Annotated in this window: 27 protein-coding genes, 3 tRNA genes and 1 riboswitch; of the genes, 15 read left to right on the forward strand and 15 right to left on the reverse strand. The window is 43.5% G+C overall.

From position 1 onward, the window contains the following. Positions 1-20 precede the first annotated feature (20 nt). The 8 genes from F907_RS04530 to F907_RS04495 all read left to right on the forward strand — a co-directional run bounded on the left by F907_RS04530 (position 21) and on the right by F907_RS04495 (position 4,834). Positions 21-95: transfer RNA gene (locus F907_RS04530), tRNA-Gln, on the forward strand. An 18-nt stretch (positions 96-113) separates the two neighbouring features. Continuing rightward, positions 114-188 (forward strand) — tRNA-Gln (locus F907_RS04525). 84 nt (positions 189-272) lie between these two features. Then, positions 273-347, forward strand: a tRNA-Gln gene (locus F907_RS04520). 37 nt (positions 348-384) lie between these two features. Beyond that, positions 385-1,338 (forward strand): ribose-phosphate pyrophosphokinase, encoded by a 954-nt coding sequence (locus tag F907_RS04515; protein ID WP_005239282.1) that lies wholly within the window; start codon positions 385-387, stop codon positions 1,336-1,338. 96 nt (positions 1,339-1,434) lie between these two features. Then, positions 1,435-1,731 carry a 50S ribosomal protein L25 gene (rplY, locus tag F907_RS04510; protein ID WP_005239283.1) on the forward strand — a complete coding sequence of 99 codons (297 nt, stop codon included), beginning with the start codon at positions 1,435-1,437 and terminating at the stop codon, positions 1,729-1,731. A 19-nt stretch (positions 1,732-1,750) separates the two neighbouring features. Continuing rightward, a complete protein-coding gene (gene pth / locus F907_RS04505) occupies positions 1,751-2,332 on the forward strand; it encodes an aminoacyl-tRNA hydrolase (protein ID WP_005273295.1) in 582 nt (193 codons plus the stop codon). A gap of 139 nt (positions 2,333-2,471) precedes the next feature. After that, entirely contained in the window at positions 2,472-2,852 is a 381-nt protein-coding gene (gene panD / locus F907_RS04500; protein WP_004655255.1) for an aspartate 1-decarboxylase, read from the forward strand. Positions 2,853-3,043: 191 nt separating this feature from the next. After that, positions 3,044-4,834 (forward strand): patatin-like phospholipase family protein, encoded by a 1,791-nt coding sequence (locus F907_RS04495; RefSeq protein ID WP_016652871.1) that lies wholly within the window; start codon positions 3,044-3,046, stop codon positions 4,832-4,834. A gap of 12 nt (positions 4,835-4,846) precedes the next feature. Here F907_RS04495 and F907_RS04490 read toward each other — a convergent pair whose 3' ends face one another. Together F907_RS04490 and F907_RS04485 are read right to left on the reverse strand one after the other, a co-directional pair. Then, positions 4,847-6,025 carry a hypothetical protein gene (locus F907_RS04490; RefSeq protein WP_016652872.1) on the reverse strand — a complete coding sequence of 393 codons (1,179 nt, stop codon included), beginning with the start codon at positions 6,023-6,025 and terminating at the stop codon, positions 4,847-4,849. Positions 6,026-6,040: 15 nt separating this feature from the next. Continuing rightward, positions 6,041-6,253, reverse strand: coding sequence for a hypothetical protein (locus F907_RS04485; protein WP_005273290.1), 213 nt, complete (start codon positions 6,251-6,253; stop codon positions 6,041-6,043). Between the two features lie 187 nt (positions 6,254-6,440). After that, a riboswitch (FMN riboswitch) is annotated at positions 6,441-6,596 on the forward strand. 97 nt (positions 6,597-6,693) lie between these two features. Here F907_RS04485 and ribB point away from each other — a divergent pair. Beyond that, complete coding sequence (ribB, locus tag F907_RS04480) at positions 6,694-7,353, forward strand: 3,4-dihydroxy-2-butanone-4-phosphate synthase (protein ID WP_016652873.1); 660 nt, start codon at positions 6,694-6,696, stop codon at positions 7,351-7,353. Between the two features lie 45 nt (positions 7,354-7,398). Here the strand turns inward: ribB and F907_RS04475 are convergent, their stop codons facing one another. Continuing rightward, positions 7,399-8,073, reverse strand: a complete 675-nt coding sequence (locus F907_RS04475; protein WP_016652874.1) for an HAD-IA family hydrolase — start codon at positions 8,071-8,073, stop codon at positions 7,399-7,401. Positions 8,074-8,166: 93 nt separating this feature from the next. On the opposite strand from F907_RS04475, the gene F907_RS04470 reads away from it, so the two are divergent. Next, positions 8,167-8,934: a hydroxymethylpyrimidine/phosphomethylpyrimidine kinase gene (locus F907_RS04470; RefSeq protein ID WP_016652875.1), complete on the forward strand. Its 768-nt coding sequence runs from the start codon at positions 8,167-8,169 to the stop codon at positions 8,932-8,934. 78 nt (positions 8,935-9,012) lie between these two features. Here the strand turns inward: F907_RS04470 and lysM are convergent, their stop codons facing one another. The 6 genes from lysM to F907_RS04440 form a co-directional block, all read right to left on the reverse strand. Further along, a complete protein-coding gene (lysM, locus tag F907_RS04465; protein WP_016652876.1) occupies positions 9,013-9,486 on the reverse strand; it encodes a peptidoglycan-binding protein LysM in 474 nt (157 codons plus the stop codon). Between the two features lie 206 nt (positions 9,487-9,692). Then, positions 9,693-9,929 (reverse strand): acyl carrier protein, encoded by a 237-nt coding sequence (gene acpP / locus F907_RS04460; protein ID WP_004655272.1) that lies wholly within the window; start codon positions 9,927-9,929, stop codon positions 9,693-9,695. A gap of 86 nt (positions 9,930-10,015) precedes the next feature. After that, positions 10,016-10,750 (reverse strand): 3-oxoacyl-ACP reductase FabG, encoded by a 735-nt coding sequence (fabG, locus tag F907_RS04455; RefSeq protein WP_005239296.1) that lies wholly within the window; start codon positions 10,748-10,750, stop codon positions 10,016-10,018. Further along, positions 10,747-11,739 carry an ACP S-malonyltransferase gene (gene fabD, locus F907_RS04450; protein ID WP_005273278.1) on the reverse strand — a complete coding sequence of 331 codons (993 nt, stop codon included), beginning with the start codon at positions 11,737-11,739 and terminating at the stop codon, positions 10,747-10,749. Before fabD ends, fabG begins: the two co-directional genes overlap by 4 nt. Positions 11,740-11,936: 197 nt before the next feature. Continuing rightward, positions 11,937-12,122 carry a 50S ribosomal protein L32 gene (rpmF, locus tag F907_RS04445; RefSeq protein WP_004638135.1) on the reverse strand — a complete coding sequence of 62 codons (186 nt, stop codon included), beginning with the start codon at positions 12,120-12,122 and terminating at the stop codon, positions 11,937-11,939. 75 nt (positions 12,123-12,197) lie between these two features. After that, a complete protein-coding gene (locus F907_RS04440; RefSeq protein ID WP_005273275.1) occupies positions 12,198-12,758 on the reverse strand; it encodes a YceD family protein in 561 nt (186 codons plus the stop codon). Positions 12,759-12,854: 96 nt separating this feature from the next. Between F907_RS04440 and F907_RS04435 the strand changes: the two genes are divergently transcribed. Beyond that, the gene (locus tag F907_RS04435; RefSeq protein WP_016652877.1) at positions 12,855-13,517 is read left to right on the forward strand and encodes an elongation factor P hydroxylase; all 663 of its coding nucleotides are present in this window, start codon (positions 12,855-12,857) and stop codon (positions 13,515-13,517) included. 87 nt (positions 13,518-13,604) lie between these two features. After that, on the forward strand, positions 13,605-14,222 hold the full coding sequence (locus F907_RS04430) for an L-threonylcarbamoyladenylate synthase (RefSeq protein ID WP_004655282.1): 618 nt from the start codon (positions 13,605-13,607) through the stop codon (positions 14,220-14,222). Between the two features lie 10 nt (positions 14,223-14,232). On the opposite strand, the gene F907_RS04425 is transcribed toward F907_RS04430, so the two are convergent. Next, positions 14,233-14,949, reverse strand: coding sequence for a GNAT family N-acetyltransferase (locus tag F907_RS04425; protein WP_016652878.1), 717 nt, complete (start codon positions 14,947-14,949; stop codon positions 14,233-14,235). A gap of 246 nt (positions 14,950-15,195) precedes the next feature. Between F907_RS04425 and F907_RS04420 the strand changes: the two genes are divergently transcribed. The 3 genes from F907_RS04420 to rluB are packed head-to-tail and all read left to right on the forward strand — an operon-like array spanning position 15,196 to position 17,572. After that, the gene (locus tag F907_RS04420; RefSeq protein ID WP_016652879.1) at positions 15,196-15,990 is read left to right on the forward strand and encodes a segregation and condensation protein A; all 795 of its coding nucleotides are present in this window, start codon (positions 15,196-15,198) and stop codon (positions 15,988-15,990) included. Beyond that, a complete protein-coding gene (gene scpB, locus F907_RS04415) occupies positions 15,987-16,586 on the forward strand; it encodes an SMC-Scp complex subunit ScpB (protein WP_016652880.1) in 600 nt (199 codons plus the stop codon). The genes F907_RS04420 and scpB overlap by 4 nt, the downstream gene beginning before the upstream one ends. Before the next feature lie 41 nt (positions 16,587-16,627). Next, positions 16,628-17,572 (forward strand): 23S rRNA pseudouridine(2605) synthase RluB, encoded by a 945-nt coding sequence (gene rluB / locus F907_RS04410; RefSeq protein ID WP_005273264.1) that lies wholly within the window; start codon positions 16,628-16,630, stop codon positions 17,570-17,572. Positions 17,573-17,631: 59 nt separating this feature from the next. Here rluB and F907_RS04405 read toward each other — a convergent pair whose 3' ends face one another. The 5 genes from F907_RS04405 to F907_RS04385 are packed head-to-tail and all read right to left on the reverse strand — an operon-like array spanning position 17,632 to position 25,338. After that, positions 17,632-19,362 (reverse strand): ABC transporter ATP-binding protein, encoded by a 1,731-nt coding sequence (locus F907_RS04405; RefSeq protein WP_016652881.1) that lies wholly within the window; start codon positions 19,360-19,362, stop codon positions 17,632-17,634. Between the two features lie 13 nt (positions 19,363-19,375). After that, the gene (locus F907_RS04400) at positions 19,376-20,518 is read right to left on the reverse strand and encodes an ABC transporter permease (protein ID WP_016652882.1); all 1,143 of its coding nucleotides are present in this window, start codon (positions 20,516-20,518) and stop codon (positions 19,376-19,378) included. 10 nt (positions 20,519-20,528) lie between these two features. After that, the gene (locus F907_RS04395; protein ID WP_004655290.1) at positions 20,529-21,467 is read right to left on the reverse strand and encodes an ABC transporter permease; all 939 of its coding nucleotides are present in this window, start codon (positions 21,465-21,467) and stop codon (positions 20,529-20,531) included. 12 nt (positions 21,468-21,479) lie between these two features. Beyond that, on the reverse strand, positions 21,480-23,498 hold the full coding sequence (locus tag F907_RS04390; protein ID WP_016652883.1) for a M3 family metallopeptidase: 2,019 nt from the start codon (positions 23,496-23,498) through the stop codon (positions 21,480-21,482). Between the two features lie 25 nt (positions 23,499-23,523). After that, positions 23,524-25,338 (reverse strand): ABC transporter substrate-binding protein, encoded by a 1,815-nt coding sequence (locus tag F907_RS04385; RefSeq protein WP_016652884.1) that lies wholly within the window; start codon positions 25,336-25,338, stop codon positions 23,524-23,526.

Consider the following 25,338-nt stretch of genomic DNA (forward strand, 5'->3'; position numbering starts at 1 on the left):
TGTAGATATATGTAATATATAGGGGCGTCGCCAAGTGGTAAGGCACCGGGTTTTGATCTCGGCATCCGTTGGTTCGAATCCAGCCGCCCCTGCCATTACATATCATCAAATTTAGGGGCGTCGCCAAGTGGTAAGGCACCGGGTTTTGATCTCGGCATCCGTTGGTTCGAATCCAGCCGCCCCTGCCATATCTAAGACAGACTTGTTTTATATTGATATTTGATCAAATATATTGACATTATCCTGTAAAACTATTAAAGTTCTGCCGCATTAGGGGCGTCGCCAAGTGGTAAGGCACCGGGTTTTGATCTCGGCATCCGTTGGTTCGAATCCAGCCGCCCCTGCCATCCAAATTCATTATAAGCCAACCGCCAAGGGTGCTTCATGCCCAATCTTGTCGTTTTTAGTGGAAGTGCTCATCCACATTTCGCGCAAAAAGTCGTAAGCCATTTACACATTCCTTTAGGTGCTGCTTCTGTAAGCAAGTTCTCTGATGGTGAAATTTCAGTAGAAATTACTGAAAATGTTCGTGGTAAAGACGTTTTTATCGTTCAGTCTACCTGTGCGCCTACCAATGATAACCTGATGGAAATCTTGGTTATGGCTGATGCTTTGCGTCGCGCAAGTGCTGGTCGTATCACTGCTGTCATTCCTTATTTCGGTTATGCACGTCAAGATCGTCGTCCGCGTTCTGCTCGTGTACCAATTACAGCGAAAGTTGTTGCAGATATGCTGACAACCGTTGGAATTGACCGTGTGGTAATGATTGACTTACACGCAGACCAAATTCAAGGTTTCTTCGATATCCCTGTTGACAACATCTATGGTACGCCAGCGTTATTGGCTGACTTACGTCAACAACAACATCATAACCTCGTGGTGGTTTCACCTGACGTTGGTGGTGTTGTTCGTGCCCGTGCTGTTGCAAAACAAATGGGTGATATCGACTTAGCCATCATCGATAAGCGTCGCCAAAAAGCAAATGAATCACAAGTGATGCATTTGATTGGTGATGTAAAAGATCGTGACTGTGTCATCGTTGATGACATGGTAGATACAGCAGGTACGCTTTGCAAAGCTGCGGATGCACTGAAACAATTTGGTGCTCGCCGTGTTGTTGCCTATGCGACTCACCCTGTTCTATCTGGCAAAGCAATTGATAACCTTCGTAATTCTGTGATTGATGAATTGGTTGTTACAGACACCATTCCGCTTTCAGATGAAGCATTGAACCTAGGCAAAATTCGCCAAGTTTCTGTTGCAAGCATGGTTGCTGAAACAATTCGTCGTATCAATAACGAAGAATCTATTAGCGCAATGTTCGATAGTTATCTATAATAGCCCAGCTTTTTTCTTAAACCCTAGCTCGCTAGGGTTTTTCTATCACTAAACTGGTCGCAAGTTTAGTTACTTACACTCAATGAGGATATGCCCATGGCAAACTTCGTATTAAATGCTCAATCACGTGAAGCTGCACAACAAGGGAAAGGTTCGAGCCGCCGCCTTCGCCACGCTGCTCAAATTCCAGCAATCATCTACGGTGGTAGCGCTGAGCCTGTAGCAATTACTTTAGAGCTTCGTGAAATCGTTAAAGCTTTAGAAAACAACGCTTTCTTCGAAGAAGTTATCGAAATCAAAATCGGTGACAAAGTTGAAAACGTTAAAATCCAAGCGTTACAACGTCACCCAGCTAAAAACACTCCTATGCACGCTGACTTCAAACGCGCATAAGTGTTAAAGGCGTAAATTAGTGTCAAATATTTCGCTAATTGTCGGTTTGGGCAATCCTGGAAAGGAATACGCCCAAACCCGCCATAATGCAGGTTTCTGGTTCGTTGAACAGCTTGCAGATCGTTATGGCATCTCTTTAAAAGCTGATCCTAAGTTTCATGGATACAGTGGTCGTGGCCAGATCGAAGGTCATGACGTTCGTTTATTATTACCCACCACTTTTATGAACCGTTCTGGTCAAAGTGTTGTCCCCTTCGCCAAATTTTATCAAGTTGCTCCTGAAGCAATCCTGATCGCGCATGATGAACTGGATATGAATCCAGGTATTATTCGTTTGAAAACAGGTGGCGGACACGGCGGACATAATGGTCTTCGCGATATCGTTCCGCATATCGGTGCGAATTTCCACCGCTTACGCATTGGAATTGGACACCCCGGTTCAAAAGAGCGTGTTTCTGGTCATGTTCTTGGCAAAGCACCAAGCAGTGAACAAGGCTTAATGGATGCAGCCATTGATCATGCCTTATCCCAAGTGAAAATGCTGGTTGATGGGCAAGTGTCACAGGCCATGAATCAAATTAATGCTTACAAGCCTGCTTAAACTGAATTGTTGATCAATCCCGCTTGCCATATTGTATTTTTAAGCGCAAAATGCGCATCAAACCGCCCATAGCCCGCGGAAAACGTGACAAGTCAACCTTAAGAGAATCATCTTAGGTCTTACTCAGGAGACGCTAGCCATGCTATCTCGTTTATTAAAATGTAAAATTCACCGTGCAGTTGTGACTCATGCAGAGCTTCATTATGAAGGTTCTTGCGCAATTGATGGCGTATTAATGGACTTAGCAGGGATTCGTGAATACGAAGAAATCCACGTATGGAACGTCACCAATGGTAAACGCTTTACCACTTATGCAATTCGTGGTGAAGACGATTCAGGCATTATCTCAGTCAATGGTGGTGCAGCCCATCAAGCTGATGTCGGTGATTTAGTGATTATTGCGACTTTTGGTGATTTTACCGAAGTTGAAGCCAATCTTCACAAACCACGTTTAGTCTATGCAAATCCAGACAATACAGTGAACCACACTGCAAACTGTATTCCTGTACAAATTGCATAAGCAATCAAAGATTTCCAAAAAGCCAGTCGCATATATGAACTGGCTTTTTTATTGACTGAATAACATCAATTTAATATCTCCAGTATAAATACAAAAACACTGAAAAATAAGGTCAGGTTTTACGCAAGCAAACTTGCAAAATAGCGCTAGAATTTGTTCAATAAAAAGACAATAAAGATAATTTGAACAATATGGATATTATTAATATTTTAAGTAAAGTGAGCCTCTTTGCTGAGCTAGATCATACGATGCTTGAGCCATTGCTACCCTATTGTCATATTCGTCATCTGCAAACGGGACAACAACTGTATTGTGTCCATGATATTGCTGATCATGTCTATATTGTTGCCTATGGGCGCGTCAAACTTACCACCACGACGGGAGTATTGACCTATTATGGCCGTCATGAGCTTATCGGTGAAACGGGCGTGATTTCCAATCAGCCGCATCATGGTACGGTCAATGCTGTTCGAGACACAGCCCTACTCGGTATTCCTCAGCAACAGTTTTTAGATTTTATCCATCAGCATCCCAAAGTCCTGTTTGCCTTATCCAGACTGATCATCAATCGTTCACAACCTGAACAGCAACATTGTCACGTGATGGGAAGCAGCCGAACACTTTCGGTCATTCCTGTCTCTGCCCAGATTCCCGCCAGCCATTTGGCAGAAAAACTCACTGAACACCTACAGCGTTGGCCGCATGTACGTTTAGTAACTGCGGCGCATATTGATGCCCTGTTTGGAGTAGGTTTCAGCCAAACCCCATTGGATTACAGCCCTGAAGATTTACAACTTAGACAATGGTTGGCCAGCTTAGAAGAAAAGCATTGCTATGTACTTTATGCCGCCGACAACAGTGAGGATGAATGGTCAAAGCGCTGTTTGCATCAGGCAGATCGGATTCTGATTCTGGCCGAGGCCAATCAAACACCGACCCAAACCCCACTCTCGCATGTGCTCAGTCAACACGAATGGCAAAGCCCAATTGAATTGGTTTTGCTTCGTTCCGAAGGTGATCCTTCACCCCATACCTTAATCTGGAAACAGCTCTATCATGCCCGTGCCCATTACTTTGTCCATCCTTGGGCTCAGAATGATATCTGTGCGGTGGCGCGTCAGATTTCCAGTCAAGGTGTGGGTTTGGTCCTTGGCGGTGGAGGTGCACGTGGCTTTGCCCATATTGGTTTAATTCGTGCGCTGGAGCAATTGCATATCCCGATTGATATTGTCGGTGGTACCAGTATGGGGGCTTTTGTGGCCGCATTGGTCGCTTGTGGTTTTGACAGTGTCGAAATGACCCATATCGCTTATGAGACTTTTGTAGCACGCAATTATCTCAATGATTACACCATGCCACGGGTTTCCCTGATTCGGGGACAGCGCTTTCATAGCCGCCTCCATGCCATTTTTGGACACCGACGTATCGAAGAACTTAGACAGACCTATTACTGTATTTCGACCAATCTCACCACAGGACAGGCCGTCATTCATGATCAAGGTGAACTTGCAACTTGGGTCGGCACCAGTATGAGTGTGCCCGGGGTTGCACCACCCGTTGCTTGGCATGAAAATCTCCTCTGTGACGGTGGTGTGATTAATAATCTCCCCACCGATGTCATGCAGAATTTAGAAAGAGGCACCATTATCGCCAGTAATGTCAGTTTACACGATGATATCCGAGTCCCTGGTATTGGTCTGGATAAACCCGATCAAAGTGCCCTGCTCAACTGGAATAAAGTGATTAAAGATAAACTATTACATGCACCACGACTGGCAGAAATCCTGATGCGTACTGCGACCCTTGCCAGTGATACCATGATTCAAACAGCAGCCATTGAACGGGCCAATTTACATGTGCGCATGCCGATCGAAGGCATCGGTATGTTTGACTGGCATAAACTGGATGAACTGGTTGAACGCGGCTATGACCATGCCATAGAAATGCTGCTCCCCATTCGAGAAACACTACCCAGTGCATAAGTAAGATAGGAATTACACATCGGAAGACTGAATCTGATAGCGATCAAGTAAAGCATCTAAATACCGATAAGTTTCAGGGTCTAGTTGCTGCATATAGCCATCAAGAATACGATGGCACTGTTGCTGCTTTGCAACAGGCATCCGTCGCATAATGTCAAATGTCACTTCCCATTGTGAGCGTAATAATGAGGCATAAGCAATATGATGCAGGACTTGCTCATCAATTTGGGCAATTGCGGTTGCGACGACCTCTCTTGCCTCATCTTGCATATAGTTCACAATAACCAACATATCAGTCCACAAATCGCAACGATCTGCCGCCTCAACAATACTCTGGATAATGTCCACACGCCTTAATGCTGGCAAATTGGCAACAAAACGCTGTGCTTGTGCCGACAAGCAAGCCACAACAGGCAACATATCTTCCCATAACTGATCTTCCTGTGTGGCTTGAATAATGGCATTGACCACAGGTTCGCCTTGCAGAACCGCTAGATCACCCAACTCCTGTTTCAGCCCATAACTGATATAACTCATCAGCGCCAAAACTTTGGGCCAGACTAAGCGCTGTGCTGGATCACCAATAATCAATAAGGCTTTCTCAATCCGCTGTTTGGGCAAGACATGCACCAAATGATCAATTTGCTCACGTGACTCGATAAAAAAAGCAATCTTCAGCAAATCACTCTCACTCTCAACCACTTGCGCCACATCTTGTAAAACCGCATCAGACAACATGCTGACGAAGCGCCCCATGGTGACAAAATCACGCTGTTCCAGCAGGACTTGACTAATCTCCGTAATCTGATGCGTAGTAAGATAGCCCAACAACTCTCTGGCCAAGCGTGGATCTAAATACACTGAGATTGCAGCAACAGTTTTAGCCGGCAAGTGCTTCACGATACGATAAGAACGCTCAGTGGACAAATACACCGCAATTTGCGCCACGATAAAGGGTTCCAAGACGTGTTTCACCATAAAAACACTGATCCAGCGCGGTAGCCAATTGACCCAGGCGGCCAAATAGCGAAATCGTTTTTTCTGCTGATTCTGTAATCGTTCTAAGAGCGCAAAACGGAATTGCCTTAAATTTTCAGGCGCCAAGGACTGCATAAATACCAATTCTGCTTCAGTAACCCTCAAGATACGTGCCAACTTGATGATTTCTGCCTGTACCGCAAGTCGAGTCATGGCTTTCCTTCCCCCTTATCGATCTCGGAACAACCAACGTAGAAAAAAAGGAGTCTGATATAAGCTCTGATTCATTTTCTGATCTTCATGCTCAAGGGTGCGTTGTAATTGCTGATTGAGCCAAGCCAAATCTTGACTAGATAATTGAGAAAATGCTTGAAGACTCATAACGGGTCGATGTAATTGTTGCGCCAATTGTTCTAGCTCAGTTTTCTCTACTTTCTCCATTTTACTGATCTCTACTCATGATTATTATTTTATCTATTGAGTGTATGCTCAATTTCATGCGATTGCCAATTTCACAGATCGGCAGCAAAACCTGAACAACAGCTCAGTTCTTTTTTTCATTTTTATAGAACGATTCATTCTATAAAAAGTTGCCTTTTGTCATAAAAATCTGGCTATAATCAAAGCACATCGCTTCAGGGCGGGGTGAGATTCCCCACCGGTGGTAAGTTAGGCATCACAATCCAATGACCTAATCAGCCCACGAGCCTGTATATATTTATATACTCGCAGATTTGGTGAGAAACCAAAGCCGACGGTATAGTCCGGATGAAAGAAGACGAAATCACTGGAACACGCTTTTGGCGTTGTTTTTGTGCACGCTTATTTTTACATCAGTCCTGAAATGTTCAACCGTATCCTAATTACGAGAGCGTTTCATTATGTCCAGTTTAATTCAACCCGAATTTTTCTTTTCAGCCCTTTCTCCTGCTGAACAACGTATTCAACAAGCTTTAGAAGACATCCACCAAGGCAAACCTGTGTTGGTGATGGATGACTTTGACCGTGAAAATGAAGCAGACCTGATTATCGCGGCGGAAACACTGACCGTTGAAACCATGGCACAAATGATTCGGGATGGTTCAGGTATTGTGTGTTTATGCCTAACTGAAGCCTTGGCTGATCATTTAGAACTTCCACCCATGGTAGTCGACAATTCTAGCCAATTCAAAACCGCATTTACCGTAACCATTGAAGCCGCACAAGGCGTGACTACGGGTGTTTCAGCCAAAGATCGCGTCACCACCGTTTTGGCAGCAACCCAAGAAGGTGCCGTAGCAACTGACCTCAATCGCCCAGGTCATGTTTTTCCTTTACGCGCACGTGAAGGTGGTGTGTTGAGCCGTCGTGGCCATACCGAAGGAACCATTGATTTAGCACGTTTGGCAGGTTTAAAACCAGCTGGAGTACTGTGTGAATTGACCAATCCAGATGGTTCAATGGCGTCAGGTATCCAAGTGCTTGCTTATGCACAAACCCATGGTCTTACGGTAATCAGTATCGATGAACTGGTGCAATATCGTCTCAAACATAATCTCTGATGAAAATAAAAAGCCTCGATCATTCGAGGCTTTTTACAATTCGTTTTATGAAACTTTTTGTTCTGCGTTCAGTTCAGCCACTGTTTCAATGAGCTGACTAAACTGTGAAATTTGCGTCATAGGCTCCGCCTGAGCCAACTCCTCTGCTCGACCATAGCCATAATTCACTGCAATAGTTTCAATCCCATTGGCACGTGCACCCATAATGTCATATTGGCGATCCCCCACCATAATGCAATGCTGTGCATCCAGTTGTTGCTGTTCAAGAATATAGGCAATTAAGTCAGCCTTATTGGTTCGCTCACCAGTCAGTTCACTGCCATACATTTCGGTAAAATATTGATCCAGCTGGAAATGAGCCAGAATCTGCTTGGCATAAATGATAGGCTTGGCTGTCGCCAAGAACAAAGCATAGCCTTGTGCTTGTAATTGTTGCAAAGTCTCAACGACGCTTGGATAAACCTCATTTTCAAATAAGCCGGTGACCGAAAAACGTTCGCGGTAAGCCAGCAAAGCCTGTTCAGCCAACGCATCATCTTGGGTATTCAGTAATTTTGCCAAAGATGCTTTGAGGGGTGGCCCAATGGTCCAGTCCAGATCTACATCATCAGCGACAGGCTGGCCTAATTTTTCTAACGCAAAACGAATTGAACCATGAATCCCAGTTTTAGGATCGGTTAAGGTTCCATCTAAATCGATGAGAATATTTTTGATCGTCATTCGTTCAATCTCTTGCAGTCTTACACAACAGAGTCGAGAGTTTCTCGAAACTTCCCTATACTACCGTAGATTGAAGAATAAAAGGAAATTGCAGTGCGTCCAACCGTACTTTGTTTTTCAGGTTTAGATCCATCGGGTGGAGCTGGCCTACAGGCCGATATTGAAGCAATTGGACAAAGTGGTGCACATGCAGCCATTGCCTGTACTGCTTTAACCATTCAAAACTCACAACAAGTGTTCGGTTTTGAAGCCACTTCGAAAGAATTACTGTTGGCGCAAGCCAATGCCGTAGTCGGTGACCTGCCGATTAAATGTGTGAAGTCAGGTATGCTCGGCACAACAGATAATATTGCGGCGCTGGCTGAGTTTTTGCGTGAACATCCCGATTATTTGTATGTGCTGGATCCGGTACTGGTCGCAAATAGTGGTGGTTCGCTCGGCGATCAGGCGACCTTAGTCAAAGCCTTTGTGGAATTAATTCCTTTGGCGACAGTGATCACCCCCAATACGGTTGAGCTAAGAGCCTTAACTGGTCTGGATGATATTGAACAAGCGACCCATAAACTGTTTGAAATGGGTGCAAAAGCAGTATTGGTTAAAGGCGGCCATGAAGACACCCCAGATCATATCCGTAATGTGCTTTATGCCGATGGCAAAATGCTGGCTGAAAGCCGCTGTCCTCGCTTAGAAGGTCAATACCACGGTTCAGGTTGTTCATTGGCAAGTTTCATTGCTGGACGTTTGGCCCTAGGTGATTCTTTAAAAATTGCGGTTCAGCATGCTGAAACCTGGTTATTTGGTGTATTAAAACAGGCAGAAACGCCAGTGCCCAATGGGCAAAAGCTTCCAAAACGCTTTTAGCATCTGTGTGTAAAATGAACTTTCGAATAAAAGTTTAATAAAAAAGGCGCAATCAGCGCCTTTTTTAACATGCATAATTTACTGCGGAATACGTAACACTTGACCTGGGAAAATGTCATCTGCATTTTTAAGTAATGGTCGATTAGCTTCAAAGATTTTATTGTATTGGTTTGGATCACCATAATACTCTTTTGAAATCTTCGATAAGTTGTCGCCTGATTTCACCGTATAGAATTTACTTTCTGGCTCAGGGCTTTCCACTGTCATCTGATCATCAACTTGTGCGACATGATCAGTATTTCCTACAGCAAGTACAATCTTTTCTTTATCCGCCTGACTTTTAACCTGCCCTTTAATCGTTGCTGTATCCGTCGTGCTGTTATATGTCACAGCCAAACCTTCAACCCCAAGGCCTAAACTTTTAATCAAACCTAATAATTTATTTGCAATCTCTTGAGCTGAAGGTTCAGCTGGTGTTGCTGGCGCAGCTTGAGGTTCTGCAGGCGCTGTATTTTTCTTACCAATACCTTTAACAAAATCAAAAAGACCCATTGTTATTTCCTCTGTAATTATTAACCGCATATGGTCAAAATCGACCTACATCTAGTTATACAGAAAAAATAAATTACACGAGTTTCAATTTAAAGCGGTCTTGTAAATATATGTATATGCATTAGAACTTAATCAAAAACATTCTGTTGCGAAAGCATTACACACAAAAAAGCCACCTTACGGTGGCTTTTGATCATGCAAGATGATTAACCAAGTTTCTTAGTTACGTAATCGATTGCAGATTGAACAGTTGTGATTTCGTTTGAATCTTCATCCGGAATCGTGATGTCAAAATCATTTTCGAAAGACATTACAAGTTCAACCAAATCTAAAGAGTCAGCACCCAAGTCATCCATGAAAGATGCTTCGTTCTTAATCTCTTCAGCACGCATACCTAATTGTTCAGCTACAGCTTGTTTGATGCGTTGTTCGATATCGCTCACAGGAATTCTCCTCATTGCTTGTGGCGTTTTAATTTGCCACTAGTTTAATTGAATATTAAATTTTTTAAAAGTTTATACATCGCCACTTAGGCCATGTATAGACCACCATTTACATGTAAAACTGTACCAGTAATGTAACTAGCCTTATCGCTGGCAAGGAAACTCACTGCATCAGCAATATCTTGAGGTTCACCTAAACGATTTAAAGCAACTTGATCAGTCATTTTTTTACGAATCTCTTCGCTTAACTGATCAGTCATTTCAGTGGCAATGAAACCAGGTGCAACACTGTTCACTGTAATCTGACGGCTTCCCATCTCTTTGGCTAAGCTACGACTGAACGCTTCAATCCCTGCTTTTGCTGCCGAGTAGTTCGCTTGTCCAGGATTGGCAAAGTGTGCAACCACCGAACTGATATTAATAATGCGACCAAAACGTGCTTTGGTCATGCCTTTCAATACACGCTTAGATAAGCGGTAAACCGCTTTCAGATGGATATTGAGAATGTCATCCCAATCATCTTCAGACATACGAAGCAACAAATTATCTTTGGTAATGCCTGCATTGTTGACCAATACCAATACTGAACCATATTTTTGCTCAATGTCTGATACCAGTGCATCAATGGCTGCGCCATCACGAACATCCAGTACAGCGCCTGTTCCATGCTCAGCAAAGCTTTCTGTCAATTTTTGCGCGCCTGCTTCAGAAGTCGCGGTACCAACTACAAAAAAACCGTCTTGAATGAGTTGCTGTGCAATCGCTGCGCCAATACCGCGGCTTGCTCCTGTCACTAACGCAACTTTTCGTTGTTGTGTCATGCAATTTTTCCTTCTGCCACTAACACTGCGTTTAGGGCATCTTCCATACGTGCTTTGCTATCAATGGCAAATGCTTTTTCTATGTTCGGTAATCGCTTGGCAAGATTACTGAGCACGGTACCTGGTCCACATTCAACCACATACTGAATACCCTGATCTTGCAGATATTGCATGGTCCGTGTCCATTGAACTGACTGATACAACTGAGCCGTTAATGCCTGACGTAACTGGGCAACATCTGTCGCGATTTCCGCGTTGACATTTTGTATTACAGGAAGGCATGGTAGCTCAATGGCAGTTTGTTCCAAAGCTTCCGCAAACTTTTCTGCGGCTGGCTTCATCAAGGTACAATGTGAAGGCACCGAAACAGGCAATGCGATGGCCTTACCTGATTGTTCTTTTGCTTCTGCCATGACTTGCTGAACCAAAGCCGTGCTACCTGCAATCACAACCTGCCCTTGTGCATTATAATTTGCAGCTTCAACCGAGCCTTGTCCCGCAGCAGAGGCATTGGCATTCTGACAAAGCTCAATCACTTTTTCATCCGCCAAACCAAGAATGGCCGCCATTGCACCTGTACCCTGAGGAACAGCGCTCTGCATCAATTTGCCACGCAAATGAACCAGTTTCACCGCATCAGCCAAGGTCATTGCTTCTGCAGCAACCAACGCGCTGTATTCTCCCAAAGAGTGTCCAGCCAAGTACTTCGGTGCGATACCGCCCAATTCTAACCAAACACGCCACAAGGCAATACTTGCAGTCAGCAACACAGGTTGAGTGTTTTCAGTTTGATCTAAACCCTCGCCGCTTTGGGCAATCTGCCAAAGATCAAAACCAAGCGCTGCTGATGCTTCTGCAAATGTATCTTGTACGACACTAAACTGCTCTGCAAGTTCAGCCAGCATACCTGCTTTTTGTGAGCCCTGACCCGGAAAAACAAATGCTGTTTTTGTTGCTTGAGCTGCCTGCTCAAGTCGTTTAGTCGACATATAAAAATCCTTAAAATGGTCTATCGCCAGTTTCATCAACTCCCATGATTCTACATGAGAATGACAACAGACTCTTTTCCGATGCGGCAATTTACCATTGATTAAATCGTTTTTTAATTGCGAAAAACAACAAAAAAGGGAGCTTTCGCTCCCATTTTTTCTATACTTTAAGCTAACGCTTAATGCATATGGTTCAATTATTCAGCATCAGCTGCTTTAGCGAATAATTGACGACCACGGTAAATACCGTCTTTAGTCACGTGGTGACGACGATGAGTTTCACCAGTAGTTTGGTCTACAGATAATGCATTCTCGGTTAAAGCGTCATGTGAACGGCGCATGTCACGGCGAGAGCGACTTTTACGGTTTTGCTGAACGGCCATGATGGCTCCTTACAAAGATCGAAAAAATGGATCAGAAACAAATTCAGTTGTCTTAACTCAACATTATATCACAAATTATGAGTTAAGTTTACCCTTCAAACTTGCCAAAACATCAAACGGGTTATCCCGCTTCTCTTCGACAACGTCCTGAATGGCAGGTCGATGCTTATGCTCACAAACATCATGCTTGGGAGATAAAGGCATCAACAATAACAGTTCATCTTCTAGTAGTGCGAGCAAATCAATCGAAGCAGGTGTATCAAAATCACCCTTTTTCGAAGACTCACTTTCACCTAAAACGATGAAATCAGCATCCTCATCCAAGCGCTCTATCAGTGACTCATCATCGATCAAAGCCAAATGGAAGTTTGAAACAAGTTCAGTTTCAACAGTATCCAAACAACGTTGGCATTCCATTGGAACTTTCGTTTCAATATGTCCATCCAGCCATACAATGCGATGATATGCATCCATTGATAGCTTACAGTCTACGTTGATCAATCGATCATTAATTGATCCAACAGCTTCACGAGCGATACGAGCAAAGCGAGACAATGGCAGTGTGCCTGACCATGTAAAGCCCTGTTCAGCCCATTTAAACGGCTCAATCTGTGCCGGAAAGGTATTTGCTGACATAATTAAGGCGGCAATTCTACAAATTCATCGGTACTCTGTCAAAGATTAAGATACAATTTTGCACTTCTTTAGACAGAACTCGGGGTAAATTAAGCAATGCACCTGTTGCAGCCGCAACTTGAAGTAACAACTTCATTACTTGTTAGCACCCATTCAACCTCTGCTCCTGCGTTAATGCCAGACCAAGTGCAACGCTCATCTTGGCAAAAGTTAACATCAGAACCAGAACAGGTCGATTGGCTTATTTTACACTTTAATCACTGGTTTTCCCACCATAATGTGACACTAGTTAAAGGTGATTTTGAACCAGAATATTTCCCAGCGACAAATCAGCATGCCGCAAGAATCCAATTTGCCCACGGTTTCTTTAATAGTGCCCTGCATGAAATCAGCCATTGGAGCATTTCTGGCGCGCAACGTCGCCTATTGCCTGATCTTGGTTATTGGTATGCGCCAGATGGTCGAACCGCCGAACAACAAGCCTTATTTGAGCAAGTCGAAATCAAACCACAAGCGATTGAATGGTTGTTTGCGACTGCCTTTGGTCGGAAATTTCGTGTCTCTTTGGATAATTTAACCGGCGACAGCGGCAATGGCCAGCACTTTAAAGATCATGTCTTTGCACAAGTACAGCGTTATTTTTCTGGCGAAGCTAAATTGCCACGCGACGCTGCACATTTCATTCATTACATCTGCCATTGCACACGGAATAGTACACCATTACAACGAGATGAATTTAAACGCGAAGACCTTGATTAAAAGACAAAATTGTCACATCTAATGCTTGCAACTTAACCATAACCCGTTTCATACTAAATTTAGCCATATAGATCAGGGAGTTCAAAGATGTTGCATTTACATATTCATCCTGAGAATCCACAGGCTCGCTTAATTACCCAAGCGGTAGAACGTATTCGTGCAGGTGATGTGGTGGTTTATCCCACCGATGCAGCTTATGCGATTGGTTGCCAAATCGGCAATAAAAGTGCAATGGAACGGATTGCACAAATTCGTGGCTTAGGCCCGAAGCATCAATATGCCATTATGTGTTGTGATTTATCTGACATTGCGACCTATGCCAAAGTTGATAATGCCATGTATCGCTTATTGAAAAATAATACCCCCGCAGTCACCACCTTTATTTTGCCCGCGACTAGCGAAGTGCCAAAACGTTTAATGCATCCAAAGAAAAAAACCATTGGTCTGCGTATTCCAAGTAATCCTGTTGCGCAGGCCTTATTACAAGAACTGGGTGAACCGTTGTTAACCAGTACTCTGATTTTACCTGATCAAAAAGATCCGCTAGATGATCCTTATGATATTGAAAACCAGTTAGGCAAACGTATAGATGTATTTATCGACAGCGGCTTCGGTACCTTATCCACCACCAGTATTGTGGATTTATCTGGAGAAAATCCTGAAATCGTACGTCGTGGTGTCGGTGATGTCAGTGCTTTTGAATAAGCACTGATCTTTAATCAATCAAAAAATCAGACAATCGCTGTTTTTGAAAACCTTGCGCATCAAAGTTATCAGGACTGAGCCATTGTTGATAAATTTTTTCTAAATCAGGCCATTCTTCATCAAGGATTGAAAACCATGCGGTATTACGGTTATGCCCTTTGGTAATCCGATCTTGACGGAATAAACCTTCGTACTGAAAACCAAACCGTAAAGCAGCAGCTTTAGAAGGTGCATTACAATCATCACATTTCCACTCTACACGTCTAAACCCGTGAGCAAAACATTGTTGTAACAGTAAAAACATCGTTTCAGTTGAAGCTTTAGATTTTTTCATTCGATGGGAAAAATAAACATTGCCGATTTCAATTACCCCCAGTTCCAGTCTTGGATTTAACAATGCAATCCAGCCTTGAATTTCTCCATCGACTTCTATGAGGAAATGTGTAGAGCCATTAAAACCAAATAGATTTTGTAAATCCTGTTTTAACAAAATCTGGCTTTGCGGTGCGACATAAGGTAAATAAGTCCAACATGCTGCATTGGGCTCTGTGACAACCACTTGCCAAATCTGACTGGCCGCCTGATCAGAGATTTCATCGACGATATGAATCAGTCTTAAGGAGTGACTCACGAGATCGCTGCTGATTAGCTGGCTAGGTGGATGGTCTAAGGCAAAGCCAACGGTTTGTCCAAATGGGTTCTGCTGTGTTTTTAAATATTGTTTCATGGCAATTTATCATTTAAATAAAATAATGATTTCGCTGCTCATTTAAGCATACGTTTTTTCTATGGCCGATATAATCTTGCATAAATACAGAAAATACCCTGAGAAGTTTAAGGTTTTTGTAAGTCAGCAATTTATTAAATTGGCAATTTCGATTACAATAGGCCTGCTCTTGGTAGCATGTGCCTCTCTTCGCACAAAAAATTATATCTTTCATGCTTTTGAAAATTCGCGTGGCTTATAACGGTAATGAACCAAATTCTCCCCAAAACTTTGGAGTCCACTCCTTCCATTCGCGTGCTTGACGAGTGGCAAGAAGTCATACCTGAAGATTTATATATACCGCCTGCTGCGTTTGAAATTTTACTGGAACAATTTGAAGGTCCCTTAGATTTTCTGATTTATCTGATTCAAAAAAATGGCTTTGATTTATTGCAGGTCGATATTTCTCCGATTGCAACCCAATATCTGTCCTATATGGATAGCATGAAATCACTCAATATCGAATTAACTGCAGATTATATGGTGATGGCTGCATTACTGGCTGATCTGAAATCACGCCTACTTCTACCAAAACCTGTTGCTGTTGATCAGTTTGAAAAAGATCCGAAACAGGAATTGATTGATCGTTTAGAAACCTATTTACGTATCAAGCAAGCGGCTGAACGATTGGGGCAAATGCCAATTTTCGAGCGCGATACTTTTAGTACCAATGTCAGTATTGGGCATATTGCCCCGATTTATGAAGGCTATGATGTTGCCGCCTTGCACGATGCTTTATTTTGCGTCTTCAACCGCCCAGAACCGATCACCCATGTGGTGGCACAAGAGCCCGTCCTCTTAGAAGAACGTATTGCCTTTATTGAAAGCCAACTGGCATCAGGTGAAGCCTTGAGTTTTATTGAGTTATTAAATCCGATGCAAGGCCGTATGGGTATGGTCGTTACGTTTATGGCGGTACTTGAACTGACACGTCAGCAAAAAATTCAAATTATTCATACCGGAATTGAAGCTCCCTTAACGATTCAAGGAGTGACGGCATGAATTTAGATCAATTTGAGCAAAATGAAGGCATGTCATTTGAAGACATTCATCATGAGGTTTTATTGCAAATTGAAGCGATTTTATTCGCCAGTGACTCCCCAGTTTCTCTTGCGCGCCTAAAAGAAGCCTTTCAAAACCAATATAATAAGCAACAATTACGTACGTTTTTACAACAGCTTGCGATGTTGCAACATGGCCGATCCATCGAGTTGATTGAAACGGCGCAAGGTTTCCGCTTTCAAGTACGTGCTAAATATCGAAATGTTATCGCACAGGTTTGGCCAGAACGCCCAACCAAATTATCACCGTCATTACTCGAAACAGTCGCAGTGATTGCTTACCATCAGCCTGTCACGCGTGCTGATATTGAACAAATTCGTGGTGTATCCAACAATAGCCAGAATTTAAGAACGCTTTTTGACTGGAACTGGATTAAAGAAGCTGGTTTCAGAGATTTACCTGGAAGACCTGCGTTGTTAATTACAACGCCCCAATTTTTAAATGCATTTGGTTTAGCTTCGCTAGGCCAATTGCCTCCCCTGCAGAACGCCAAGGAAGCATTCATGGCTCTCGATGCACATGCACCGAAGTCTTGAGAAGGTGAACTGTTGATCATTATGTCTAAGGTTGTGCTGTCATGAGTGAAAAATTACAAAAGGTTTTAGCGAGAGTCGGGTTAGGCTCGCGTCGCTATATGGAGGAAGTCATTGCTGCTGGTCGTGTCAGTATCAATGGTCAAATTGCCCAAGTCGGTGAACGTATCGAACCGGGTGATGAGCTTCGTATCGATGGTCGTAAAGTACAATTCCAAATTGAAGACGAAATCCGTCGTCGTGTTTTAATTTACTATAAGCCAGAAGGTGAAATTTGCTCACGCAATGACCCTGAAAAGCGTCCTACCGTATTTGATCATTTGCCGCAAATCGCCAATGACCGCTGGGTAATGGTCGGTCGTCTGGACATTAACAGTACTGGTTTGTTGTTATTCACCAATGATGGTGAACTTGCCAACCGTTTAATGCACCCTTCAAACGAAGTTGAACGTGAATACGCGGTTCGTGTGATGGGCGAAGTAACGCCTCAAATTCGCAATAACATGCTGAAAGGGGTTGAGCTTGAAGATGGTCCAGCCAAGTTTGAATCATTCTCTGAAATTGGTGGTGACGGGATCAACCGTTGGTATCAAGTGGTGGTGAAAGAAGGCCGTAACCGCGAAGTTCGCCGTATCTTTGAATCACAAAGCCTGAAAGTCAGCCGCTTATTGCGTACCCGTTATGGCACGGTCATTTTACCGCGTGAGTTACGTACAGGTCGCTGGATGGAGCTGGATAAAACCGATATCGACAACTTGGCAAAATCAGTGGAATTAAAACCACGTCAAGGGACAGGTTTATTCGGTATGGCAAAACGTCGTACCGAGCGTATGGCCGACAAGCCTATGGCCGCGCGTCGTGGTGGTTACCTACGTCAACAACGCCGTGATGACGAACAAGACCAATCACAGCAACGTTCAGGCGCAAATGGCAACAACAATAATGGTCGTAAAACCATTGGTTTCAATAAAGGTTTTAAAAAGTTCTAATCTTTTTTCCTTTAAAATAAAAAAACGCTCTGATCAGAGCGTTTTTTTATGCCTTGCTTTTAATGAGGGTGGGCAATCCCCTGAGGAATCGCATTCAGCAACTTTTTGGTATATTCATGTTGTGGATGGAGGTACAGCTCATCCGAATTGGCGATTTCCACCAACTCACCATGATTCATGACCATTACCTGATCTGAAATATATTTCACCACCGATAAATCATGGGAAATAAAGATATAACTCAGACCAAACTCATCTTGCAGGTCCTGCAATAAATTCAGCACCTGTGCTTGTACCGATACATCCAGCGCAGAAACCGATTCATCACAAATCAAAATCTCAGGTTTTAAGGTCAAGCAACGTGCAATCGCAATCCGTTGTCGCTGCCCGCCAGAGAACTCATGCGGATAGCGATCATATGCTTGCGCGGGTAGGCTTACCCTTTCCAGTAATTCCAAAGCAATCTTTTTACGTTCTGCATCATTCTGCCCAATGCCATGAATTCGCATCGGCTCCAATAGAATCTGTCCGATGGTAAAACGGGGATTAAGCGATGCATACGGATTCTGGAAAATAATCTGAATCTTGCGCTGGTACTGACAAAACTCTTTCTCACTCATGGCAAGAATATCTTTGCCGCCAATTAATGCCTGCCCACCGGTTGCTTCATGTAAGCGCATCAGTAACAAGCCCACTGTAGTTTTACCTGAACCAGACTCGCCAACCAGCCCTAAAGTTTTACCTTTTGCAAGCTGAAAAGAGACCCCTTTCACCGCTTGAAATTCGTCACGCCCCCACAATCCTTTACGGCTATAAAACGACTTTTTCAGATCTTTGACCTCTAAAATGATCTGCTCATTTCCCGTCAGCCCTCTAGACCGCTGCTTTAAATTCAACTCAGATAAATTGGCCACTTCAACCAATTGTCCATTTTCCTGCTTCATAAAATCACTGGTCACAGGTAAACGATATGGACGAGTCGAGAGCTGTGGACGACAATGCAGCAAAGCACGGGTATACACATCTTGTGGTTGTTCCAGCACCTGTGCAACAGGACCAGATTCACGAATCTCGCCATGTCGCATCACAATCACTTCATCTGCGATTTCCCCGACCAAAGCCAGATCATGGGTAATAAACAGCATCGACATTTCATGACGTTGCCGTAAAGACTCCAGTAAATCAATAATCTGCTTCTGAATCGTGACATCCAAAGCCGTGGTCGGCTCATCCGCAATCAATAGCTTAGGTTCACAGGCAATTGCCATCGCAATCATCACCCGTTGTTGCTGGCCTCCTGAAAGCTGACTCGGATAAGCATCAATCTTGGTTTCGGGTGCTGGTATACCCACTTCTCGAAGTAGCTCTAATACACGTCCTCGCGCTTGCTTGCGCCCCATACCTAAATGAATACACAATACCTCGGCAATCTGGTCGCCTACAGTAAAGACTGGATTCAGTGAGGACATTGGTTCCTGAAAAATCATGGCAATGTCTTTACCACAGATCTTTCGAATTTCTTTGGCCGATAAATTCAGTAAGTCTTTTCCCTCAAAGCTGATTTGGCTCTGTTCTGCAATCTGGCTTTGCCCTTTGGGCAACAACCCCATCACCGCAAGGGAAGTGACCGATTTGCCACTGCCCGACTCTCCAACCAAAGCCACGGTCTTGTTTTTCGGAATGGAAAATGAAATGCCTTTGACCGTTTCAATCCACTGTTTATTTTCACCTTTAAAGCTGACATGGAGATTGTCTACATGTAATAGCGTCGTTTCATTTTGATCTTGCATAATTATCTCTCCGCTATTTCAACTTAGGATCTAAAGCATCACGCAAGGCGTCGGTAAACATTGAGAATGCTGTGACCAAAACAGCCATTGCGATCGATGCCGCTGCTAATTGCCACCATTTGCCCAAGATCAACTCACTTTGCGCTTCATTCAACATACTGCCCCAAGATACCACCCCGACAGGTACGCCAAAACCGAGGAAGCTGAGAATCACTTCGGATTTGATAAATGACACCACCAAAATCGAAATCTGTACCAAGGCAATATGACTGACGTTCGGAAAGATATGCACAAACATGCGGCGTAAATGGCTGACACCAATGGCTTTGGCCGCAAGCACATACTCCCGTGATTTATGCTTCATATATTCAGCACGTATCAAGCGGAAAACGCCTGTCCATCCCGTCAATCCAAGAATTAACACAATCGACAGAATGCCCTTTTGTTGCAGGACTGCAGCAATGGCCAAAACCAATAACAAATAAGGAATCGAGGTAAAAATGTTATAGAACCAGTTCAATACATCGTCGACCCAGCCACCGAAATAACCAGCAATAGCGCCTAAGAAAGTACCAATCACTACGGCCAATACTGCTGACAATAAGCCGACTAGAATTGAAGTCTCAGCCCCTTTAATGGTTTTGAGCAACACATCTTGTCCCCATTTATCTGCACCAAAAGCCAAGGTGGTTTTTAATTCTTGTTTTTGATCCAGTAAATGTCCATCGAGCTGCTGATCAATCTGTTTCATATCCTCAGCCAATGGATCAACCATGCCATAGTTATCTATGGTTAAACCGTTTTGTTGTTCCTTTTGAATTTCTGCATTCAATTGTTGAATCACCTCTTTCAAGGGATCAACTGGATTTTCAGGCAAAGCGGCGGCTGTTTCCGTCTTGGTTTTGATTTGGTCTGACTCTTTATCCGCACCTAAAAATGTCGGCGGCGCATAACTGACGGCCACTTCTTTATTCCAGTTTGATGCAATTACCCCCGTCATGGATAACGCCAATAAAATGAAATAGAACAGCACCACAATAAAAGAAACGACAGCGATACGATCTGCTTTCAAACGCCGTAATGCCAGTTGCCATAGACCTGTTGCAGCCGTTGAGTCATTTGAAGAGACTTTGCCTTTAAAAATTGTATTAAGCATCTTCATCCTCCTACTTCAGCTGTACACGAGGATCGAGGAGCTTATAAATCAGGTCGGCGATCAGGTTAAAAATCATGGTCACCGCAGCGATATATACGGTAATCGCTTTAATCACTGGAAAATCACTACGTTCAACAGCAATAATAATTTCACGGCCGATTCCGGGAATACCAAAGAAACGTTCGATCAGGAAAGCTCCGATCAACAAGGCGGGCAAGCTGGCCATCACTTCAGTCACAATCGGAATCGAGGCATTCCGCAAAACATGTACACCCAGTACTCGAGACTCCCCCACGCCTTTAGCACGTGCTGTACGGACATAATCTTGATTGATTTCATCCAGCACAAAGCTGCGATATAAACGCAACGTCGGGGCAATACTGACCACCAACATGATCAAAATAGGCAACAAGGCATAATGAAATAGATTTTGGCTAAAACTATCACTCCAGCCCTGTACGGGGAACCAACTGAGTTGGTAGGCCAAAACATATTGGAATACGATGATATAAACCAGAATACTGATCGACATGCCAATGGTACACAGCATCATCACCATACGATCGGTCAATGAACCACGAACCGATGCAACCGCCAACGCCAAGATGATAGAAATGACGGTTTGTAAAATGGTCAGTGGAATCAATAAAGTCAACGATGGCCCTAAACGGGTCAGAATAATCTGCGAAACGGACTCTCCTGTACTCCAGCTTGCACCATAGTCAAAGGTCAGAATCTGCTTAATAAAAATCCAAAGCTGTACATAATACGGTTGGTCAACGCCCAACTGTTTACGGATGTTTTCAATTTGCTCAGGGTTAGACATCTTCCCTGCCAAGATATATGCAGGATCACCTCCAACCCAGTTAAACAAGAAGAAAATCAGCAAAATAACACCCAACATGGTCGGGATCATTTGCCATAATCTACGCACGACATAAGCAAGCATAATGGCAAATCCTTATTTGACCCGTTGACCTGTAATTTCATTAAAGAAAGCTTTGTTATCTGGTTCTCGGCCTAAAAAGTCTTTGACCAATTGTGTAGCATCTTTCTGACTGCCTTGCGACAAAATCGTTTGACGGTAACGCTGACCAACTTCTGGATTATTCAGGTTGTCACCAAAAGCAGATAACATATCCAGGGCCAATACCTCAGACCACATATAACCGTAATAACCCGCTTGATACCCCATCAAATGTCCAAACTGTCCCGGGAATTCAGTATTCGGTACGTAGCCCAATGCAGTTGCAGACTCCATTTTTTTCCAGACATCCATCGGCTGTACTTTCAGTGCATCCGCACCATGTAACGCCATGTCATATTGCGCATAAAGCGTTTGACGTGCATAGCGCAGACCACGTCCATAATTATGGACTGATTTAAGACGTGCAATCAGTGCATCATCGACGCGTGGGCAAGCAGGATCACAATAGTCGGCTACTTTAGCTAAGGTTTCTTTACGACGCGCCCACTCTTCATACATTTGTGACGGTGCTTCAACAAAGTCACGTTCGACCGAAGTCCCAGACTGACCTGAATAACGGGTTTTCGATAAAATGCCATGCAAAGCATGTCCAAACTCATGTACAAAAGTTTCCAGTTCATCACTATTTAAACCTTTGCGGTTAAAGTTGGTGACCAATACCGAAATGGGCTTACGCTTGCTGAGCGTACTGCCCCCATAAACACCCCAGACTGCCGCATGACCATACTTACCTTCACGCGGAAATTTATCCATGTATAAACCGCCAAGCACTTCACCAGTCTTCTTATCGGTAACATCGTAATATTCAACTTCATCTTGCCATGTAGCAACTTTGGCGGGTTTGAACTCAATGCCATATAGATCAGATGAAATCGCAAATAACCATTTTTGAGCGGCTAATGTCGGGAAATAATCACGGAGTTTCTCTTGATCAATCTGGTATTTTTCCTTGCGGAGTTTTTCACTCCAGTAATTGACATTCCAGCGGTTAATTTCGGCTTGTTCTAAAGCAATATTCAAGGTTTTGGCTTTAAATGCACGTAATTCTTGTACTTCTTTTTGCTCTAATGGGGCAACCACTTGATGCACATCGGACAAGAAGGTATTGACCGTTTTGGGTGTTTTGGCCATGCGTTTCTTTAAAGCCCAGTCAGCATAACTTGGCTGACCAAATTGCTGCGCCAATTCATAACGCAAATCGATAATTTGTTTCAGTAAAACTAAATTCTTTTCAGTACCACGGCGTGTAAATGCGGTTTGATAACGTTTCCGTGCCGCATCGCTGTCTGCCAACTCCATAAACGGTTGGTACTCTGGATATTCAAAGCCTAATAAATAGTTACCTTTGTCATTTTTCTTTAGGCCTGCAATATAGCTGTCAGGTAGTCCTTTCAATTCGGCTGGCGTAAATTCTAATTTTTCTGGGTTATCACGAATATTACGGGAGAACTCTTGTGAAAGTTTGGTGAGCTCATCAAAAATCGTTTTGACCCGTGCTCTTTTCGCAGGGGGAAGTTGTACCCCAGTATCTTCAAAGGCATCGAGGATATCCTGACGATATTTACGGTCAATCGCATCCTTGGCTTTGGTGTTTTTGAAACGTTGATACAGTTTTGGATTTTGATAGATTTCCGTCTGTAGTTGATTGAGTTTGACCTCACAGTCTTCTGCTGCTTTACGCAATTTCGCGTCAGGATCGACATTGCTATACAGGCTAATCGGCCCTGAAAAATCTTCAAAGCTTGCCATCAGCTGATCCCACTCTGCCAAGACAGGTGCCGCATCAGATTGAGCGGTTACGGTTTGTTTTTCGAGTTGAGCGATGCGCTGCTTTAAGGTCTGCACATTGGCATCACACCATTGCGCACTTTCACTGGTTTTTAAAATTGGTAACGTGGTTCGGGTATTTTCAGCCCAAATACCTTGGCTCATGCCTAGCGCTGCCAGGGATAACAGCCCCAGTGTTGATCGTTGTAATATTTTTTTCGCCATTTCTCTCTCCAATTTAATCTGTTTGTTATTTCTTGTCTTGAATATCGATGTACATCCACTCTGCGGGTAATACCGGATGCTTTTTATAACCAATCACACGCGGCTGAGCGACTACGGTACGGTAACGAGTCGACATGAACTGTACAGGTGAATAAAACTCTAACAGCCGTGACATTTTGCGATACAGTAGATCACGCTCAGGACTGTCATCCAGTTTCTGTGATTGCTCATAGAGACGATCATATTCTGGTAATTTAAAGCAGGTATGGTTGGTCGCGTGGATATTATTGCCATAGAACAACTGCACAAAGTTATCTGCATCAGGGTAGTCTGCAATCCAAGCGGAGGCCTTAAACATGGTCTTACATTGTTTTTCTGCTTTTAAACCTTCAGCAAATGGAACGGGCTTGGACACCATATTAATTTTGATATTGGTCAGATCTTTTTTCAGCAATTCTGCCATTTGCATACTACGGGCACTGCTGGTTGAAGGCATAAACTCAATCACTAAAGGTTTGCCATCCGGTAGAGTCCGCCAGCCATTCTTACCGACTTTATAGTTATAGCGATCCAGTAACAGATTGGCTGCCTTGACTGAATAAGGAATGCTGCTTTTATAATTTGGATCATGTCCTGCCACACCAAAAGGAATTGGCGACTCTAATTTTTGAGCATTGCCTTTGGCTAAAATACTAATGAATTTATCTTTGGAAATTGCCATAGACATAGCACGGCGCAGTGCAATCTTGTCCTTACTCAAGCCCCCTACCACAGGGTTCTGGATATTCCAATACAGATAGTCAATCGACGGATCTAAGATACGCGATAGCTGGATACCCTTCTTGGCAAGTTCAGGTTTTAATTTGCCATCTTGATCTAAGGCCTGTACGGGTAACTCACCATCCAAGGTAAATAAATCCAGTCCATCTTTCTGAAAAGACAGCCATCCAGATTGCGATTCTTCAATCACCTGAATATCAACTACACCAATCTGCGGCATTTTCTTGCCTTGCATTTGTTGCACAATTTTCTGATCGGCAGGATCATTGGACTTAAAATCCCAGATAAAACCACGATAATCTGGATTTGCTTTCAGAATAATCCGAGAACCCGGTGTCCAGTGTGACAGCATATAAGGGCCTGTTCCGACAGGTCGCCCCATCACATAACCCGCTTTATCCCGATATTTTTCAATCACCTCGCGCGCCACTGCACCCGTCGGTTGATGCGCCAACAGCATCGGAAAATTATGATTCGGTTCTTTTAAACGGATCACCAAAGTATACCGATCGGGTGTTTGTATCCCCGCCATCGGCTGATCATAATTAAACTTTCCTGTTTTACTGGCTTGTTGAATAAGTGGTTCAATCCCAATAATTTTATCTTCAAATAACCAACTGTTGGGTGAATGTAGATTTGGATCGAGCAAACGTTTAAAAGAATAGGCATAGTCTGCTGCAGTTAATTCTCTCGCTTTGCCTTTAAATACAGGATCAGGTGTGAAATAAATCCCTTTCTGAATCCGAATGGTATAGGTCAACCCATCCGCACTCACTTCAGGTAATGCTGCTGCGGTTTTTGGCACCAACTTGGCAGGCGAAGCTAAATAATCGTAGGTATAGAGCGTTTCAAAAATAGAATATAAGACATGCGCCGAATACAGGTCTTGTGTCGCTACGGGATCAAATCCCGTTTCCGCCACAGGAAAGGCATAACGTAAGACTTTTTTAGGATCAGCCGGGCTTTTCGCTTCTGTAATCGTTACCCCTAGACTTAATGTTGTCCCCAATAACAGCGCCAGACTAGCCCGTTGCATCGAAAGTTTTAAATTTTGCTTCAT

Source organism: Acinetobacter colistiniresistens, assembly GCF_000413935.1.
In the GTDB taxonomy this organism is placed as follows: Bacteria; Pseudomonadota; Gammaproteobacteria; order Pseudomonadales; family Moraxellaceae; genus Acinetobacter; species Acinetobacter colistiniresistens.

What these genes read in the sequence shown, in the direction of transcription:
- F907_RS04390 (WP_016652883.1), bottom strand. Translation starts at nt 23,498, where the DNA reads ATGGCGAAAAAAATATTACAACGATCAACACTGGGGCTGTTATCCCTG.
- F907_RS04475 (WP_016652874.1), bottom strand. Translation starts at nt 8,073, where the DNA reads ATGACGATCAAAAATATTCTCATCGATTTAGATGGAACCTTAACCGAT.
- F907_RS04430 (WP_004655282.1), top strand. Translation starts at nt 13,605, where the DNA reads ATGTTGCATTTACATATTCATCCTGAGAATCCACAGGCTCGCTTAATT.
- ribB (WP_016652873.1), top strand. Translation starts at nt 6,694, where the DNA reads ATGTCCAGTTTAATTCAACCCGAATTTTTCTTTTCAGCCCTTTCTCCT.
- fabG (WP_005239296.1), bottom strand. Translation starts at nt 10,750, where the DNA reads ATGACACAACAACGAAAAGTTGCGTTAGTGACAGGAGCAAGCCGCGGT.
- F907_RS04420 (WP_016652879.1), top strand. Translation starts at nt 15,196, where the DNA reads ATGAACCAAATTCTCCCCAAAACTTTGGAGTCCACTCCTTCCATTCGC.
- rplY (WP_005239283.1), top strand. Translation starts at nt 1,435, where the DNA reads ATGGCAAACTTCGTATTAAATGCTCAATCACGTGAAGCTGCACAACAA.
- F907_RS04395 (WP_004655290.1), bottom strand. Translation starts at nt 21,467, where the DNA reads ATGCTTGCTTATGTCGTGCGTAGATTATGGCAAATGATCCCGACCATG.
- F907_RS04405 (WP_016652881.1), bottom strand. Translation starts at nt 19,362, where the DNA reads ATGCAAGATCAAAATGAAACGACGCTATTACATGTAGACAATCTCCAT.
- scpB (WP_016652880.1), top strand. Translation starts at nt 15,987, where the DNA reads ATGAATTTAGATCAATTTGAGCAAAATGAAGGCATGTCATTTGAAGAC.
- F907_RS04425 (WP_016652878.1), bottom strand. Translation starts at nt 14,949, where the DNA reads ATGAAACAATATTTAAAAACACAGCAGAACCCATTTGGACAAACCGTT.
- lysM (WP_016652876.1), bottom strand. Translation starts at nt 9,486, where the DNA reads ATGGGTCTTTTTGATTTTGTTAAAGGTATTGGTAAGAAAAATACAGCG.
- F907_RS04440 (WP_005273275.1), bottom strand. Translation starts at nt 12,758, where the DNA reads ATGTCAGCAAATACCTTTCCGGCACAGATTGAGCCGTTTAAATGGGCT.
- F907_RS04400 (WP_016652882.1), bottom strand. Translation starts at nt 20,518, where the DNA reads ATGCTTAATACAATTTTTAAAGGCAAAGTCTCTTCAAATGACTCAACG.
- fabD (WP_005273278.1), bottom strand. Translation starts at nt 11,739, where the DNA reads ATGTCGACTAAACGACTTGAGCAGGCAGCTCAAGCAACAAAAACAGCA.
- F907_RS04385 (WP_016652884.1), bottom strand. Translation starts at nt 25,338, where the DNA reads ATGAAGCAAAATTTAAAACTTTCGATGCAACGGGCTAGTCTGGCGCTG.
- F907_RS04515 (WP_005239282.1), top strand. Translation starts at nt 385, where the DNA reads ATGCCCAATCTTGTCGTTTTTAGTGGAAGTGCTCATCCACATTTCGCG.
- rpmF (WP_004638135.1), bottom strand. Translation starts at nt 12,122, where the DNA reads ATGGCCGTTCAGCAAAACCGTAAAAGTCGCTCTCGCCGTGACATGCGC.
- F907_RS04435 (WP_016652877.1), top strand. Translation starts at nt 12,855, where the DNA reads ATGCACCTGTTGCAGCCGCAACTTGAAGTAACAACTTCATTACTTGTT.
- F907_RS04495 (WP_016652871.1), top strand. Translation starts at nt 3,044, where the DNA reads ATGGATATTATTAATATTTTAAGTAAAGTGAGCCTCTTTGCTGAGCTA.
- F907_RS04490 (WP_016652872.1), bottom strand. Translation starts at nt 6,025, where the DNA reads ATGACTCGACTTGCGGTACAGGCAGAAATCATCAAGTTGGCACGTATC.
- rluB (WP_005273264.1), top strand. Translation starts at nt 16,628, where the DNA reads ATGAGTGAAAAATTACAAAAGGTTTTAGCGAGAGTCGGGTTAGGCTCG.
- panD (WP_004655255.1), top strand. Translation starts at nt 2,472, where the DNA reads ATGCTATCTCGTTTATTAAAATGTAAAATTCACCGTGCAGTTGTGACT.
- F907_RS04485 (WP_005273290.1), bottom strand. Translation starts at nt 6,253, where the DNA reads ATGGAGAAAGTAGAGAAAACTGAGCTAGAACAATTGGCGCAACAATTA.